Origin of the sequence: Salibacterium lacus (assembly GCF_042684865.1) — a bacterium.
Classification (GTDB): domain Bacteria; phylum Bacillota; class Bacilli; order Bacillales; family Marinococcaceae; genus Salibacterium; species Salibacterium lacus.
Window position 1 is genome coordinate 1558162 of sequence record NZ_JBHUML010000002.1, and the last position, 14086, is coordinate 1572247.

Sequence of the window (14086 nt, forward strand, 5' to 3'; positions counted from 1 at the left end):
ACTATTCCTTCCCTTTCTCCATATCGCGGTGGGTTTTATGCACAGCATATCCCCCGGCGAAATAATCAGCTGTATATTCGGCCAGCGCGACCGAGCGGTGTTTGCCTCCGGTACAGCCGATGGCAATAATCAGCTGGCTCTTTCCTTCCCGTTTGTATTGTGGAAGCATAAAGCTTAACATATCAAGCAGTTTTTCCATAAATTCTTTCGTCTCTGTCCATTTTAACACATAGGATGATACTTCTTCTTCCAATCCGGTTTTTGGCTCGAGGTGGTCAATATAATGAGGATTGGGAAGGAAACGCACATCAAACACGAGATCAGCATCAATCGGCAGACCGTATTTGTAACCAAATGATAGAATATTAACCGAGAACGCATCCTTTTCCGGTGCTGAAAACGTCTGTATAATTCTCTCCCGCAGCTGCTTTGGATGCAGCCCGGTTGTATCAATAATCTGGCGCGCCCGTCCTTTCAGATCTTCCAGAATCTCCCGTTCCTGATGAATTCCCTCAAGCGGTGTCTCCGCGGCTGCAAGTGGATGAGAACGACGCGTCTCTTTAAAACGCTGGACAAGCACGTCATCTTTGGCATCCAGAAATAGAATGTGAGTGCTTAAATGAGCTTTCAGCCGCAGGTTATCCACCGCTTCAAATAAGTGGTCAAAAAATTCTCTTCCCCTGAGGTCAATAACAAGCGCCACTTTATTCATCTGCCCGCCTGAATTTTCAATCAGTTCCACAAACGTGGGAATCAGCGCCGGCGGCAGATTATCCACGCAGTAATAGCCCATGTCTTCAAAACTCTGGACGGCAACAGTTTTGCCCGCTCCGGACATACCGGTAATAATGACAATATGAATATCCTCCTGCGGTTGTTCCATTTGTATATCCTCCCCCTCGCTATCTGCCAATCACAGCTCCTCCTTATCAAAATGAGAATGCAGGAGATGGAAATCCCGGTCATAGTGAAACGTGCCGTAAAGGATTCCTGTATCTTCCAGAACATGACGAAAAATCGTCCGGTCCCCCTCAGCCATCGGAAGGCCGGCCGTTCTTTGCACCGGAACCATCTCCAGTTTTCCTTCCGGCGACTCTTCCAGCATCGTGCCGCGGCTGGACCGGGCTTCAAAACTGAACATCATCCACTCCGAGAACAGATCCTTATGATCCATCACCATAAATGTGAAAACTCCCCGAAGCAGTGGATCAAGCAGTGTCAGACCTGTTTCTTCCCGGTATTCCCGCAGAACAGCTTCCCTTACAGATTCTCCTCTTTCCATTTTTCCACCCGGCGGAACCCACCAGTTCCGGCTCGGTTTCTGCAGTAAGAGAACATCTTTTGTATTGTGAAGAAAACAGTTTGTTATCCGCTGCATGGTACTCCCTCCGCTCTTTCTCTTCTCAGTATACTATGCAGGAGGGCATCTGCTCAATTTTTTCAGTAAGAACAGACGAAGAGAACCCTGCGGCAGACAGTAAGGAATCCGTTTTTTCTGTCAAAAAAAAAGAGCACAGGCCTATGCCTGCGCTACTCCATATCATATTTTAAAGGGGGTCAATTACTGTATTCATCTTATCATGTTTACTGTTTCACAGTAGTTACAGTTCCGTTAAAATCCCTTTAAGTTTTGTAAAGAGAACGTTCAGACATTGACCGTGCTCATCAGTTCTTCGACGTATTCCTGAGCCGTCTGCGCTGCGATGGATCCGTCTCCGGTCGCTGTCACAATCTGGCGGAGTGATTTTTCGCGGAGATCTCCCACTGCATAGACTCCCGGAATTTTTGTTTCCATTTCTTCATTCGTTTCAATGTAGCCTTCTTCGTTGGTGATACCAAGTCCTTTGACGGCATCATTCAACGGAATCATCCCAATATAGATGAAAGCACCGCTCGTTTCGAAATCGTAGTCCTCGCCGGAATTCAGATCGGTGAGTGTTACACTGCCGACTTTGCCGTCTTTATCGTTGATTTCTTTGACGACATGGCTCCATTTAAAGTCAATTTTGTCGTTCACAAACGCCCGCTGCTGCAGGATTTTCTGCGCTCTCAGTTCATCCCGGCGGTGGATCACCGTTACTTTGGAAGCAAAGCGGGTCAGGTATACCGCTTCTTCGACAGCAGAATCCCCGCCGCCGACGACAACGATTTCCTTGTCACGGAAGAAAGCTCCGTCACAGACCGCGCAGTAGGATACACCGCGGCCGCCGAGTTCCGATTCACCGGATACGCCGAGCTCCTTGTAGACAGCACCGGTTGCCACAATGACCGAACGGGCTTTGTATTCTTTTTTGCCGGCCCGGACAATTTTGTAGTCTTTGTGATCTTCAATTTCTTTCACGTCGCCGTAGGCATACTCGGCTCCGAATTTCTTGGCGTGGCTGAACATTTTATTAGAAAGGTCCGGTCCGAGAATGTGTTCAAACCCGGGAAAGTTCTCCACATCTTCGGTATTGGCCATCTGTCCTCCAGGGATTCCCCGTTCGAGCATCAATGTCGACATTTCCGCTCTGGATGTGTAAACAGCTGCCGTCATACCAGCCGGACCGGCGCCGGCAATAATAACATCATAAATTTTTTCTTCTGTCATGATGATTCACTCCTCTTCCTCCTCCATAATATCCCCTTAGGCATTCGTACACATGCATTTGTGTCTGCTTTACGGCTATCTTAAGCAATTCCTGCGCTTACGTCCAGAAATGTGCCTGATGATTTACAGCAGGGGGCCGGACCATAATTCGTGCATCACATCACTGGAGAATAACAGATCATGTTCCATCTTATCCAGTAGAACATCTGCTCCTGTGTGGTCTTTGGCGCGGGCGGTGTTCCATCGTTTCTCCACTTCCCGCACGTAACCGGCCTGATAGGCAGCAGCTCCGTAGTAAAAGAAAAATTCCGCTTGTTCAGGAGCAAACCGCTGCCGGTACCTGTGGAAGAAGTATAAGGCGTCCTCCCCTTCTTCCAGCAGCGTAAGTGCCGCTGCTGTCCGGTATAAGTGGTCACGGTCAAGCGGGACAATGTGTTTCAGCACATCGGTCATCTCTGAGGATTCCCTGTCCCTGCCCGCTTCTTTATACAAAAGCGCAAGCTGGCATGCTGCCGGCACGTAGTAATGCTCGTGCCAGACTTCTTTTGCATACACCAGTGCTTCCTCCACCTGTCCCTTTAAATACAGAACACGGACCAGACTGCTCTGGGCTGCCGGATAGTACGGGTAGGCGGCGATAAGATCTTCCAATGTGTTCCCGGCTTCAAACAGACGGTTCTCTCCTATCATACGAAGCGCTCGTTCATACGTTATAATGAGTTCATCATCGGCTTCGGAATCGTCTGAAAGAGAACCTTCCTCTTCATTTTCGGTTTCCAGCATTTCCAGAAGATACTTTGCATCCTCGGCAAAATCCCCCTGCGGTGCCAGAACAAGATACTGCCCCGCTGTTTCCCCGGCTTTATCAAACAAGCCTTGATAGGCATAATTATTGGCCATAAAAAAATAACATTCATACAGCGTTTCATCGAGATGTTCAAGGACATGCGACAAAAGGTCATTAGAGGCAGTATAGTGGCCCATATCAGAATAGATGGCTGCCAGCTGACACTGAAAGACGCCCTGTTCCGGATTCAATTCCACAGCGCGTCGAACATATTTAACGGCGCGCTCCAGCTCTTGTTTCTGGTAAGCATGAACGCCCCGCTTGAAAAAATAATCACTATGATGAATAAATGGGATTACCTGTCCCTGAGATTGTTGTGTTTTCACCGGCATCCCCTCCAACGGAGAAAAGCATTCGCGTTGAGCCTAGTATATCATCAAAGAAACCGTAAGAAAAGTGAGGGGATTAGAAGTCTCCGCCCTGCAGCAAATTCAAAGTTTGGCACAGCATTGATCTTAGTCTTTTTGGGGCGCTGCGACATGTTCACCTGCATTCCTGCCGCCCCGGGAACGGATGCAGCGTGAGGCCGGCGTGATAGGAGGCAGCCAATAAGAAAAGACGGAGCGGGATCTTTCTCCCAGATTCCGTCTTTTAGAATAAGCTGTTACTTCCCGTGCCGTTCATTCAGTACCTGGAGTACATCGTTAAATGGAAGGCGCTGTTCCCGCAGCAGGACAAACAGATGATACAACAGATCGGCACTTTCCATGCTCAGTTCTTTCGAATCCCTGTTTTTAGCGGCGATGAGCACTTCGCTCGATTCTTCCCCGACTTTTTTCAGAATTTTGTCCACGCCTTCGGTAAACAAATACGTGGTGTAGGCCCCTTCGGGCATTTCAGCGGAGCGCTTGGCAATCGTCTGTTCGAGAGTGTTCAGAATCTCAAACCGCTCCCCGGACGCCGGCGTCGTTTCCGCGTGTAGAAGAGATTCGGTAAAACAGCTGTATGTACCTGTATGGCAGGCCGGTCCGTTCGGGATGACTTCCACCACAAGCGCGTCCTGGTCGCAGTCGTACCGGATATCGGTCACCTGCTGGGTATAGCCGGAACTTTCCCCTTTGTGCCAGAGCCTGTTTTTGGAGCGGCTGTAAAACCACGTCTCCTTCGTTTCCATTGTCGTTTGAAGCGATTCTTTATTCATATAGGCCAGTGTCAGCACTTCCCGGCTTGCCGCATCCTGTACCACAGCGGGAATCAGTCCGTTTTCATCAAATTGAAGGTCGTCTATATTCATCGCACCCGCACTCCTTTTTCACGTAAATGCTTTTTCACTTCTTCGACGGATGTTTCTTTGTAATGAAAGATGGAGGCCGCCAGCGCTGCGTCGGCATTGGTTTCGGAGAACACTTCGCTGAAATGTTCTTTTGCTCCGGCGCCTCCCGAGGCAATCACCGGAACAGATACGGCGTTGTTTACCGTTTCGGTGAGAGAGAGGTCAAATCCGTCTTTGGCTCCGTCCTGATCCATGCTCGTAAGCAGAATTTCACCGGATCCGCGCTTCACCACTTCCTTCGCCCAATCCGTCACTTCCCAGTCCGTCGGTGTTCGTCCGCCATGGGTATATATTCTAAAGGACCCAAGTTCTTCATCAAACTTCGCATCTATGGCCGTCACCATGCACTGGGAACCAAAATAATCCGCCCCTTCACTGATCAGCTCCGGCCGTTTCACCGCGGCGGTATTCAGTGATACTTTGTCCGCGCCGGCTCGGAGAATCGTGCGCATGTCATCGAGCGTGTTAATGCCGCCTCCGACCGTGAAAGGAATGGCCAGCGTCCCCGCCACTTCTCGAACAACATTCACCATCGTTTTGCGTCCTTCGTGAGACGCGGAAATGTCGAGAAAAACGAGTTCATCTGCGCCCTGCTCGTCATAAAAAGTAGACAGTTCCACCGGATCTCCGGCGTCACGCAGACCAACAAACTGCACCCCTTTCACGACACGACCTTCCTTCACATCCAGACAAGGGATTATCCGTTTTGTAATCACGGCCTGTTCACCTCCTGCAGTGCTTCTTCCAGGTTCAGCTTCCCGGTGTATACGGCCTTTCCGGTGATGGCCCCTGCAATGCCGTCCCCGCGGTGCGCGGCCAGTTCTCTCACATCCTCAATCCGGCTCACTCCGCCGGAAGCGATGACCTCTGCTCCGGTTTCCCGGGCCAGCTCCGCCGTTGCTTGGACATTCGGTCCTTCCATCATGCCGTCCTTGGAAATGTCGGTAAAAATAAACGTCTCTGCTCCGTATTCCACCATTTTTCTGCCGAGAGCCACCGCTGTCACATCCGACGTTTCAAGCCAGCCGTTCACCGCGATACGACCGTCCCGTGCATCCAGTCCGATGGCAATCCTGCTGCCGCCGTAGCGGGCAAGCATGTCTTTGGCAAAATCCGGATGGTGAAGCGCCACACTGCCGAGAATGACACGGTCTACACCGCGTTCAAGGTAATAGGCCGCGTCCTCTTCGGTCCGAATCCCGCCGCCTGCCTGTATGTTCACATCCAGAGACCGGGCAGCCTCCACGATATGCGCGTGGTTCACGCGCTGTTTCTCTCTGGCGCCGTCCAGGTCAACCATATGAATCCAGGAAGCCCCCGCCTTCTGAAAGTGCTCCGCCATAGCTGCCGGGGAGTCTCCGTAGACCGTCTCTTTTTCATAATCTCCCTGAAGAAGACGAACGCATCTGCCGCCGCGGATATCGATGGCCGGATAAAGCTCGAATTTACTCATAAGTGTTTCTCCCTTCCGCCACAATACGGCCGAAGTTCTCGAGAATCTTCATGCCGATGGTGCTGCTTTTTTCCGGATGAAACTGCGTGCCGAGTACACGCCCGCGCCCGACGACCGCCGGAACGTTTTCATAATAATCACTGTCAGCGACCAGCACATCGTCGTCTTCAGTTTGAATCACGTACGAGTGGACAAAATATACGTGACCTTCTTCCACATCTTTTAAAAGATCATGCTGCGGCTGCTTAAAGATAAGCTTGTTCCAGCCCATATGCGGTACTTTGTACGCCGTGCCGTCTTCTGTTATGCCGGGGAAGTGTTTCGCATAACCGGGCAGAAAGCCAAGACCGGCTGTATGTTTGTTTTCTTCACTTCCGTCAAACAGAAGCTGCATGCCAAGGCATATCCCAAGCAGCGGCCGGCCGTCCGCCGCCCATTTTTTGATAAAATCCTCCTGGCCTTTTTCTTTCAGCAGATTCATCGCATCGTGAAACGAACCGACTCCCGGGAGAATCAGACCATCCGCTTTGGCAAGCTCGTCCGGATCTTCCGACAGAAAATACGAAAGATCCAGCCGCTCCAGTGCCTTGCTGACACTATGGAGATTTCCCATTCCGTAATCAATAACCCCGATCATGTCCTTTTCCACACCCTTCCTTACAACATTCCTTTTGTCGAGGGGACTCCTTTCACCCGGTCATCCAGCTGCGCCGCTTCATCGAGCGCTCGTCCAAGCGCCTTGAATACAGCTTCTACGATATGATGGGTGTTGTGTCCGTAATGGACGATGACATGCAGATTGATTCTTGCTTCCAGTGCGAACTTCCAGAGAAATTCATGCACCAGCTCCGTATCAAATGTACCAATGGATGCAGCCGGGAGCTCCGCCCGGTATTCCAGATGAGGACGGTTGCTGAGGTCAACAACCACCTGCGCGAGCGCGTCATCCATCGGGACCATCGCCTGGCCGTAACGGTGAATGCCCTTTTTATCCCCAAGAGCTTCCTGAAAGACATGGCCGAGACAAATGCCGATGTCCTCTGTCGTGTGATGATCATCCACGTCTGTGTCGCCGTCTGCATCAATCGTGACGTCGAAATGACCATGTTTTGTGAATAAGTCAAGCATATGTGTTAAAAAAGGGACGCCGGTCGAGATGGATCCGTTCCCTTCCCCGTCCAGGTCCATATCCAGCCGGATATCCGTTTCTTTCGTTTTTCTTTCAATGGAACTGCGGCGTGCTGTCATTGGTTGTCTCCTTTCCCGCGGCGCTCCACGGCGCGCGCATGACCTTCCAGTCCTTCCAGACGGGCGATTTCAGCAATATCATCGGCATGTTCTTCAAGCGCTGCACGACTGTAGGAAATAACACTCGATTTTTTCGTAAAATCATCCACACTGAGCGGACTCGAAAAACGGGCGGTGCCGTTTGTCGGAAGCACATGGTTCGGTCCCGCCATATAATCGCCGACTGGTTCCGAGCTGTAGGGACCGAGAAAGATGGCGCCCGCGTGCCGAATCTTTCCGAGCAGGGCGTGTGGATCGTCCACAAGCAGTTCCAGATGCTCTCCGGCAAGCTGATTCACAGCCTCAACGGCCTGCTCCATTGTATCCGCAAGGTACACAGCTCCGTGATTGTTCAGTGCTGATCCGGCGATATCTTGTTTTGGGAGGGTCTCAAGCTGTTTATCGACTTCGGCTTTCGTCCGCTCCGCTACGCTGCGGGAAGTAGTGACAAGCACGGCCGAAGACATTTCATCATGTTCAGCCTGGGAGATCAAATCCGCCGCTGCCAATTCGGGGGATGCCGTTTCATCGGCAAGCACGACGATTTCACTGGGGCCTGCGATCATATCAATATCCACCTGCCCGAACACCGCCCGTTTTGCAAGAGCGACAAAAATATTGCCGGGGCCGGTGATTTTATCCACCCGGGGGATGGTGCCGGTACCGTAGGCAAGAGCTGCCACCGCCTGAGCACCGCCTGCTTTCAGAATGCGGGTGACACCAAGTTCAGCCGCCGTCACAAGCACACCGGGCGTCAGGTTTCCTTCTGCATCCGGCGGGGAGGTCATAATAATCTCTTTGACACCGGCAGTCTGGGCCGGGATGACATTCATCATAATCGTCGACGGATAAGCAGCCTTCCCGCCCGGCACGTAAACACCGGCACGATCGAGCGGCGTGATTTTCTGCCCGAGCATCGTTCCGTTTTCCTCTGTCGTCATCCAGGACTGCCGGACTTGTTTTTCATGGAAAGAGCGGATGTTTGTAATCGCCCGGCGCAGCGCTTTCAGGGTTTTTTCCGAAAAATTCTGGTACGCGTCTTCCATTTCCCCGCGAGTGACAAAAAAGGAATCCATGCGGACGCCGTCATATAATTCCGTCATTTCACGCAGTCCTTCGTCCCCTTTCTCCCGGATTTTTGCCACAATCGCTTCCACCGTTTCTCTTTCTTTTTCCGTATTCTGTTCCAGGTTTCGTTCCAGGCTCACTTCAGCGCCGAGTTCCATGATGTTCATTGTACGTCCTCCTCTATCACTTCCGCGAGCCGCACGGCTATTTCATCAATCCGGCTGTCTTTCATCCGGTAACTGACCGGGTTCACAATCAGCCGGGAGGTGATGGATACAATCGTCTCCAGCTCCACAAGGCCGTTTTCCTTCAGCGTCTGACCGCTGGAGACAATATCGACAATACGGTCGGCGAGACCGACAAGCGGAGCAAGTTCAATAGAACCGTTTAATTTAATAATTTCCACCTGTTCGCCTTGTTCCTTAAAATACCGGGAGGCTAGATTCGGATACTTGGACGCGACTTTCGGGTTGATGTCTGTTTTTTCATACCCGGGAAGCCCCGCTACAGCCATGTAGCACGGGCTGATTCCAAGGTCGAGCACTTCATGCACGTCGCGCTCTTCTTCTATCATCGTATCCTTGCCGGCTACGCCGATATCAGCCACTCCGTGCTCCACATACGTCGGTACGTCCATCGGTTTGGCAAGGATGAACCGCATACCTGCATCTGGGGCGTCGACAATCAATTTTCTTGAATCATCAAATTCCGGAGGCAGGGAAAAACCAGCCCGGCGGAGAAGTTCGACCGCTTCTTCAAAAATCCGCCCTTTTGGCATCGCTATTTTTAATGGCTCTGTCATCAGCCCTCGTCCTCCTTCTTCGTTCCGTTCAGATCAATCCATTCACTGAAAAGACTGCGCAGCTGCTCCACATTCTCCACGCCGTCCTCATCCTGAAGCACCACCCGTTTTCCGAGATTCCGCTGCCGGCGCGCCTCTTCCACCGCTTCGCTTCTTCGTTCACGGCTGAATAAAATGCACGTCTGAGCGGGTTTTTCTCCTGTATAGCCGAGCGCTTCCACAAGAAGGTCGAGACGGATGCCGAATCCGGTGGCGCGGCCCGGGCGTTCGAATTTTTCAAGCAGTTCATCGTACCGGCCGCCGCCTGCCAGTGGAAAACCAAGCCGGCTTCCGTATCCTTCAAAGACAACACCGGTGTAGTAACTCATATGAAGCACAAGGTTAAAATCAAAAGTAACGTGCTGTTCCACTCCATAGCACTCCAGCACATCACGGATCTGACGGAGGTTCTCGAGTGCTTCTGCGGCGTTGCCGTTATGAACGAGCGCGTCCGCTTCATCCAGTTTTTCCGCCCCGCCCCGCAGCTGGAGCAGCCCCAGCAGACGGTTTTCGTCCTCTTCGGGAAGCTCGAGCGATTTCACGTGCTGCCGGAATCCGACATGATTTTTTTCATATAAAAAGCGGCGCAGATTGTCCACCTGGTCATCGCTTGCGAGAACATCAAACAACAGGGCATTGACGTAACCGATATGGCCGACCGCCACCTGGAAATCTTCGAGTCCCGCTTCTTTCAGGGCGGCTGCCATCAACGCAATCACTTCTCCGTCTGCACTGGCGGTGCTGTCGCCTACCAGTTCCACGCCCATTTGTTCAAATTCAGCCGGCCGGCCGCCTTCGCGCTGCTGGGCCCGGAACACATTGGTGTGATACGACAGACGTATCGGAAAAGACTGCTCCTTCAGGCTCGATGCCGCAACTCTTGCGATCGGCGCTGTCATATCAGGACGCAGAACCAGGGTATGTCCCTGCTGGTCCAGCAGTTTGAAGAGCTGCTGGTCAAGAATGGCCGAGGCACGGCCTACCGTGTCGTAGTACTCCAGAGCGGGTGTTTCGATGGGAAGATACCCCCAGCTTCCAATTTCAGACTCCAGGCGGTCCGCCACCCCGCGTTTTGTCTGGTAATAAGCCGGAAGTGTATCCCGCATGCCTAGTGGTTTTTCAAACATAAATGGCTGAGTCAAAACGGGAACTCCTTTCGTATCGATGTATTTTGTTCACTGCATCTATTATGTATGCAGGGAAATAGTAGATTCCCTTTTTTCATTTCAAAATAGAAGAAACACGATGCTTTAGTCTGCTAATGCAATAGAGAGATAAAGTGTATATCATGTAGTTTACACCCCTTCGCAGGCCGCGTCAATCGGGAAAGTAACCGATGAAAAAAGCCCTTTTCCGGCGCAGACGGGTGCACTGGTAAAAGGGCTATCTGGAGGTTTGAAGGAGCTGAAGCGGATTTCCTCCGACAACGGTCCCGGCCTCCACATCTTTATGGACGACCGAACCTGCCGCTACCACCGCATGATCCCCGATCCGCACCCCGGGCAGAATAGTTGAATTCGCTCCAATCATGACGTGGTCGCCGATTTCAACGGCACCAAGCCGGTATTCGGTAATCAGGTATTCATGCGCGAGAATCGTTGTGTTATATCCGATGACGCTGTTATTTCCTATCGATATCTTTTCAGGATACATCACATCCGGCATCATCATTAACGCAAATGCCGTTTTGTCCCCTACCTGCATGCGCAGAAAAGTTCGGTACATCCAGTTTTTAAGCGGCAGAAAAGGAGTCAGGCGGGCGGTCTGAATGACAATGAAATTTTTGACGACTTTCCAGAAAGACACCGTTTTGTACATCTGCCACAGGGAGTTCGAGGACTCGACCGGATACCGCTCCGTACGCCTCATGCCTGCTTCACGCCAAGATACGAAAGAATGTCCGGCATTGTCTGCAGCATAATATCCGGCTCATAAGACTGCAGGTGTTCTTCTCCTTTAATGGTCCAGGCCACACCGGCTGTCGTCACCCCGGCGTTTTTTCCGGCAAGAATGTCATACTTGCTGTCTCCGACCATCATCGTTTCCCCGGGCTTTGATCCGAGCGCTGCCATCGCCCGCTCGAGCGGCTCCGGATCAGGTTTTGCCCGTTCTACATCGGCAAGCGTAATAACGGTTGGAAAATAAGGAGCCAGACCGGACGTCGCAAGGCCCATCAAGGCTGTTTCCTTTCGTTTTGTCGTCACCACAGCCAGATGATAACCCTGCTCGTGCAGGGTCTGGATGGTTTCTGTGACTCCCGCGTATTCTTCCAGCAGCGCATCATGATGATCAAGTGTGAACTGCTGATACATCCCAATCATCTCCTCCGACCGATCAGGGTCGATGGCGCGGAAATTCTCGGGAAGGGGGGTGCCGATAAAGCCGATGATATCCTCCCGCGAATACCGCCCGGGATAATACGCGTCCAGCACGTGTTCAAACGAAGATATAATGAGGGGATTGGTGTTCACAAGCGTACCATCAAAATCAAACAAAATCGTATCTACCTTCATAGGATGCCTCCTCACGGTCCGTTTTTACTTTTTCCTGCTGGATGAAGATTTCTTTTTTGGTTTGGGCACTCCGCTTCCATCCTCATCCAGATAACGCGCGGAGGCAAGGCCGGTTTTCCTGCGGTAGGCCCACACGAGAGCCGAACCAATAATCAGAACAACGGAAATGACCTGGGCAGCCTGCAGGGTGTCACCGATCATCAAGCTGTCTGTCCGCATCGCCTCGATAAAAAAGCGGCCGGCGGAATACCAGATGAGGTAGCTCAGGAACAGTTCGCCCCGCTTCAGATTAACGCGCCGGAGCAGAAGCAGAAGAATAAGCCCGAGCACATTCCAGACGGATTCATACAGAAAGGTCGGGTGATAATAGGTGCCATCAATGAACATCTGCTCGATGATGAATGGCGGAAGCTGCAGGTTCTCCAGAAAATCCCGGGTGACCGGGCCTCCGTGTGCCTCCTGGTTAATGAAGTTACCCCAGCGTCCCACAGCCTGTCCCAAAATAATACTCGGAGCGGCAATGTCTGCCATTTTCCAAAACGATACCCCGCGTTTTCTTGTGAATATGACGGCTGTGAGGGCGGCTCCAATCAGTCCGCCGTGAATGGCAAGACCGCCTTCCCATACAGCCAGTATCTCCCCGGGGTTATCCGCGTAGTATCCCCACCGGAAGATCACGTAATAAAGGCGGGCGAATAATATCGAAACCGGAATGGCAAAAATAAGAAGATCTGCAAAAATATCTTTAGGAAGGCCTCGTTTTTTCGATTCCCGGTTAGCAAGCAAAAACCCGAAGAGGGCTCCGAGCCCGATAAGAATGCCGTACCAGTAGACCGGCCACGACCCGATTTCAAACGCGACACGGCCAATCGGTGGTGCTGTATATATCATCTGTCTTCTCTCCTATCCTTAAAAATCCTCCCGGTTCCCCTCTTCAATGACATCGGTGAGACGGTCGGAAAACTGCTTTGCTGTGTTGATTCCCATTCGCTTCAGACGGAAATTCATCGCTGCCACTTCAACAATAACAGCCAAGTTCCGCCCGGGCCGGACAGGAATCGTATACTTCGGTATTTCCGTGTCAATAACCTGAAGGGTTGCTTCTTCCAGGCCGAGACGGTCGTATGCTTTGTTTTCATCCCAGAGTTCAAGATGGATTGTCAGCCCGATACGTTTAAAGGGACGCACTGCTCCTGCTCCAAACAATGTCATTACATCAATGATACCCAGTCCCCGGATTTCAAGCAGGTGCCGTATCAGTTCCGGCGCGCTTCCGACAAGCGTATCTCCGTGCTGCTGGAAAATTTCAACCGAGTCATCCGCTACAAGCCGGTGTCCGCGGCGGACAAGGTCCAGGGCGGTTTCACTTTTACCGACCCCGCTTGCTCCGGTTAACAGCACACCGATACCGTAGATATCAACGAGAACCCCGTGAACAGCGGTGGACTTTGCCAGCCGTGCCTCGAGAAAGTTGGTAAGCTGACTGCTCAGCCGCGTTGTCGTTACATCTGAACGCATGACCGGAACACCCACATTCTCGGCGCTTTCCAGAAGTTCAGGCGGCGCAATCAACCCACGTGAAATAATAATGCCGGGTGTGTCATATGTACAAAGGTTCGTCATTCGTTCATTTTTTTCTTCTTCACTCAGCTGCTGGAAAAAAGAAAGTTCGGTGCGTCCAAGGAGCTGCAGCCGTTTGGCGGGATAATACGTAAAAAACCCGGCCATTTCGATTCCGGGCCGCGAAATGTCACTTGTCGTAATAGCCCGGTATACCCCGTCCTCCCCGGCGAGCACCTCCATATTGAATTGTTTTACTAAATCATTGGCGCTTACTTTAGGCATACATACCCCTCTACCTTGGTCCATCCCGGAGGACCATGCTCCGGAATCGAATCATCAGAATTTTTCTAGTTATGCTTCTATTATTGTAGCACGATTTCACCGTCTATTGGAAATCAGGTTTGGGAAAGGTTATGTCCAGCCGGGCAGATAAAGGGGCAGGCAGTGGACGCTAAATCATGGAACAGAAGCTTTAGTATCCACAAAAAGTGCTGCAAGGGACATTAGACCGGCAGCCCGGACGAATAGGGACCCCCGGCCGTTCTCAAGGAACCACTACGGCCAAGTTTTGGCGCCGTAGTGTCCACAATAATGATGTTTTACAGACACAAAGCCTTTCTACTATCTGACAGCAGACGGAGACGAAGTACC

16 protein-coding genes are annotated in these 14086 nt (G+C 51.6%); all 16 read right to left on the reverse strand.

Translation table 11 applies throughout. From position 1 onward, the window contains the following. Position 1: 1 nt before the first annotated feature. Complete coding sequence (rapZ, locus tag ACFSUB_RS08810; protein ID WP_380713223.1) at positions 2–883, reverse strand: RNase adapter RapZ; 882 nt, start codon at positions 881–883, stop codon at positions 2–4. Between the two features lie 30 nt (positions 884–913). Continuing rightward, a complete protein-coding gene (locus ACFSUB_RS08815; protein ID WP_380712816.1) occupies positions 914–1378 on the reverse strand; it encodes an NUDIX hydrolase in 465 nt (154 codons plus the stop codon). 267 nt (positions 1379–1645) lie between these two features. Next, entirely contained in the window at positions 1646–2590 is a 945-nt protein-coding gene (trxB, locus tag ACFSUB_RS08820) for a thioredoxin-disulfide reductase (protein WP_380712817.1), read from the reverse strand. 123 nt (positions 2591–2713) lie between these two features. Beyond that, positions 2714–3763 carry a tetratricopeptide repeat protein gene (locus ACFSUB_RS08825; RefSeq protein ID WP_380712818.1) on the reverse strand — a complete coding sequence of 350 codons (1050 nt, stop codon included), beginning with the start codon at positions 3761–3763 and terminating at the stop codon, positions 2714–2716. 278 nt (positions 3764–4041) lie between these two features. Further along, positions 4042–4671 carry a bifunctional phosphoribosyl-AMP cyclohydrolase/phosphoribosyl-ATP diphosphatase HisIE gene (hisIE, locus tag ACFSUB_RS08830; protein WP_380712819.1) on the reverse strand — a complete coding sequence of 210 codons (630 nt, stop codon included), beginning with the start codon at positions 4669–4671 and terminating at the stop codon, positions 4042–4044. Beyond that, the gene (hisF, locus tag ACFSUB_RS08835; RefSeq protein ID WP_380712820.1) at positions 4668–5426 is read right to left on the reverse strand and encodes an imidazole glycerol phosphate synthase subunit HisF; all 759 of its coding nucleotides are present in this window, start codon (positions 5424–5426) and stop codon (positions 4668–4670) included. Before hisF ends, hisIE begins: the two co-directional genes overlap by 4 nt. Beyond that, positions 5423–6163, reverse strand: a complete 741-nt coding sequence (gene hisA, locus ACFSUB_RS08840; RefSeq protein ID WP_380712821.1) for a 1-(5-phosphoribosyl)-5-[(5-phosphoribosylamino)methylideneamino]imidazole-4-carboxamide isomerase — start codon at positions 6161–6163, stop codon at positions 5423–5425. The genes hisF and hisA overlap by 4 nt, the downstream gene beginning before the upstream one ends. Next, positions 6156–6800 carry an imidazole glycerol phosphate synthase subunit HisH gene (hisH, locus tag ACFSUB_RS08845; protein WP_380713224.1) on the reverse strand — a complete coding sequence of 215 codons (645 nt, stop codon included), beginning with the start codon at positions 6798–6800 and terminating at the stop codon, positions 6156–6158. The genes hisA and hisH overlap by 8 nt, the downstream gene beginning before the upstream one ends. Before the next feature lie 20 nt (positions 6801–6820). Then, positions 6821–7411 (reverse strand): imidazoleglycerol-phosphate dehydratase HisB, encoded by a 591-nt coding sequence (gene hisB / locus ACFSUB_RS08850; RefSeq protein WP_380712822.1) that lies wholly within the window; start codon positions 7409–7411, stop codon positions 6821–6823. Next, a complete protein-coding gene (gene hisD, locus ACFSUB_RS08855; protein WP_380712823.1) occupies positions 7408–8685 on the reverse strand; it encodes a histidinol dehydrogenase in 1278 nt (425 codons plus the stop codon). Before hisD ends, hisB begins: the two co-directional genes overlap by 4 nt. Next, a complete protein-coding gene (gene hisG, locus ACFSUB_RS08860) occupies positions 8682–9320 on the reverse strand; it encodes an ATP phosphoribosyltransferase (protein ID WP_380712824.1) in 639 nt (212 codons plus the stop codon). The genes hisD and hisG overlap by 4 nt, the downstream gene beginning before the upstream one ends. Continuing rightward, positions 9320–10501 carry an ATP phosphoribosyltransferase regulatory subunit gene (locus tag ACFSUB_RS08865; RefSeq protein ID WP_380712825.1) on the reverse strand — a complete coding sequence of 394 codons (1182 nt, stop codon included), beginning with the start codon at positions 10499–10501 and terminating at the stop codon, positions 9320–9322. The genes hisG and ACFSUB_RS08865 overlap by 1 nt, the downstream gene beginning before the upstream one ends. 241 nt (positions 10502–10742) lie before the next feature. Next, complete coding sequence (locus ACFSUB_RS08870; protein WP_380712826.1) at positions 10743–11228, reverse strand: acyltransferase; 486 nt, start codon at positions 11226–11228, stop codon at positions 10743–10745. Next, positions 11225–11872, reverse strand: coding sequence for a pyrophosphatase PpaX (gene ppaX / locus ACFSUB_RS08875; protein WP_380712827.1), 648 nt, complete (start codon positions 11870–11872; stop codon positions 11225–11227). The genes ACFSUB_RS08870 and ppaX overlap by 4 nt, the downstream gene beginning before the upstream one ends. Positions 11873–11896: 24 nt before the next feature. Then, entirely contained in the window at positions 11897–12763 is an 867-nt protein-coding gene (lgt, locus tag ACFSUB_RS08880; protein ID WP_380712828.1) for a prolipoprotein diacylglyceryl transferase, read from the reverse strand. 18 nt (positions 12764–12781) lie between these two features. Further along, positions 12782–13717, reverse strand: a complete 936-nt coding sequence (gene hprK, locus ACFSUB_RS08885; RefSeq protein WP_380712830.1) for an HPr(Ser) kinase/phosphatase — start codon at positions 13715–13717, stop codon at positions 12782–12784. Positions 13718–14086: the final 369 nt, after the last annotated feature.

Coding starts and splice junctions, on each gene's coding strand:
- hisH (WP_380713224.1), bottom strand. CDS start 6,800: ATGATCGGGGTTATTGATTACGGAATGGGAAATCTCCATAGTGTCAGC.
- rapZ (WP_380713223.1), bottom strand. CDS start 883: ATGGAACAACCGCAGGAGGATATTCATATTGTCATTATTACCGGTATG.
- ACFSUB_RS08870 (WP_380712826.1), bottom strand. CDS start 11,228: ATGAGGCGTACGGAGCGGTATCCGGTCGAGTCCTCGAACTCCCTGTGG.
- hisB (WP_380712822.1), bottom strand. CDS start 7,411: ATGACAGCACGCCGCAGTTCCATTGAAAGAAAAACGAAAGAAACGGAT.
- trxB (WP_380712817.1), bottom strand. CDS start 2,590: ATGACAGAAGAAAAAATTTATGATGTTATTATTGCCGGCGCCGGTCCG.
- ACFSUB_RS08815 (WP_380712816.1), bottom strand. CDS start 1,378: ATGCAGCGGATAACAAACTGTTTTCTTCACAATACAAAAGATGTTCTC.
- lgt (WP_380712828.1), bottom strand. CDS start 12,763: ATGATATATACAGCACCACCGATTGGCCGTGTCGCGTTTGAAATCGGG.
- ppaX (WP_380712827.1), bottom strand. CDS start 11,872: ATGAAGGTAGATACGATTTTGTTTGATTTTGATGGTACGCTTGTGAAC.
- hisG (WP_380712824.1), bottom strand. CDS start 9,320: ATGACAGAGCCATTAAAAATAGCGATGCCAAAAGGGCGGATTTTTGAA.
- hisIE (WP_380712819.1), bottom strand. CDS start 4,671: ATGAATATAGACGACCTTCAATTTGATGAAAACGGACTGATTCCCGCT.
- hisA (WP_380712821.1), bottom strand. CDS start 6,163: ATGAGTAAATTCGAGCTTTATCCGGCCATCGATATCCGCGGCGGCAGA.
- hisD (WP_380712823.1), bottom strand. CDS start 8,685: ATGAACATCATGGAACTCGGCGCTGAAGTGAGCCTGGAACGAAACCTG.
- hprK (WP_380712830.1), bottom strand. CDS start 13,717: ATGCCTAAAGTAAGCGCCAATGATTTAGTAAAACAATTCAATATGGAG.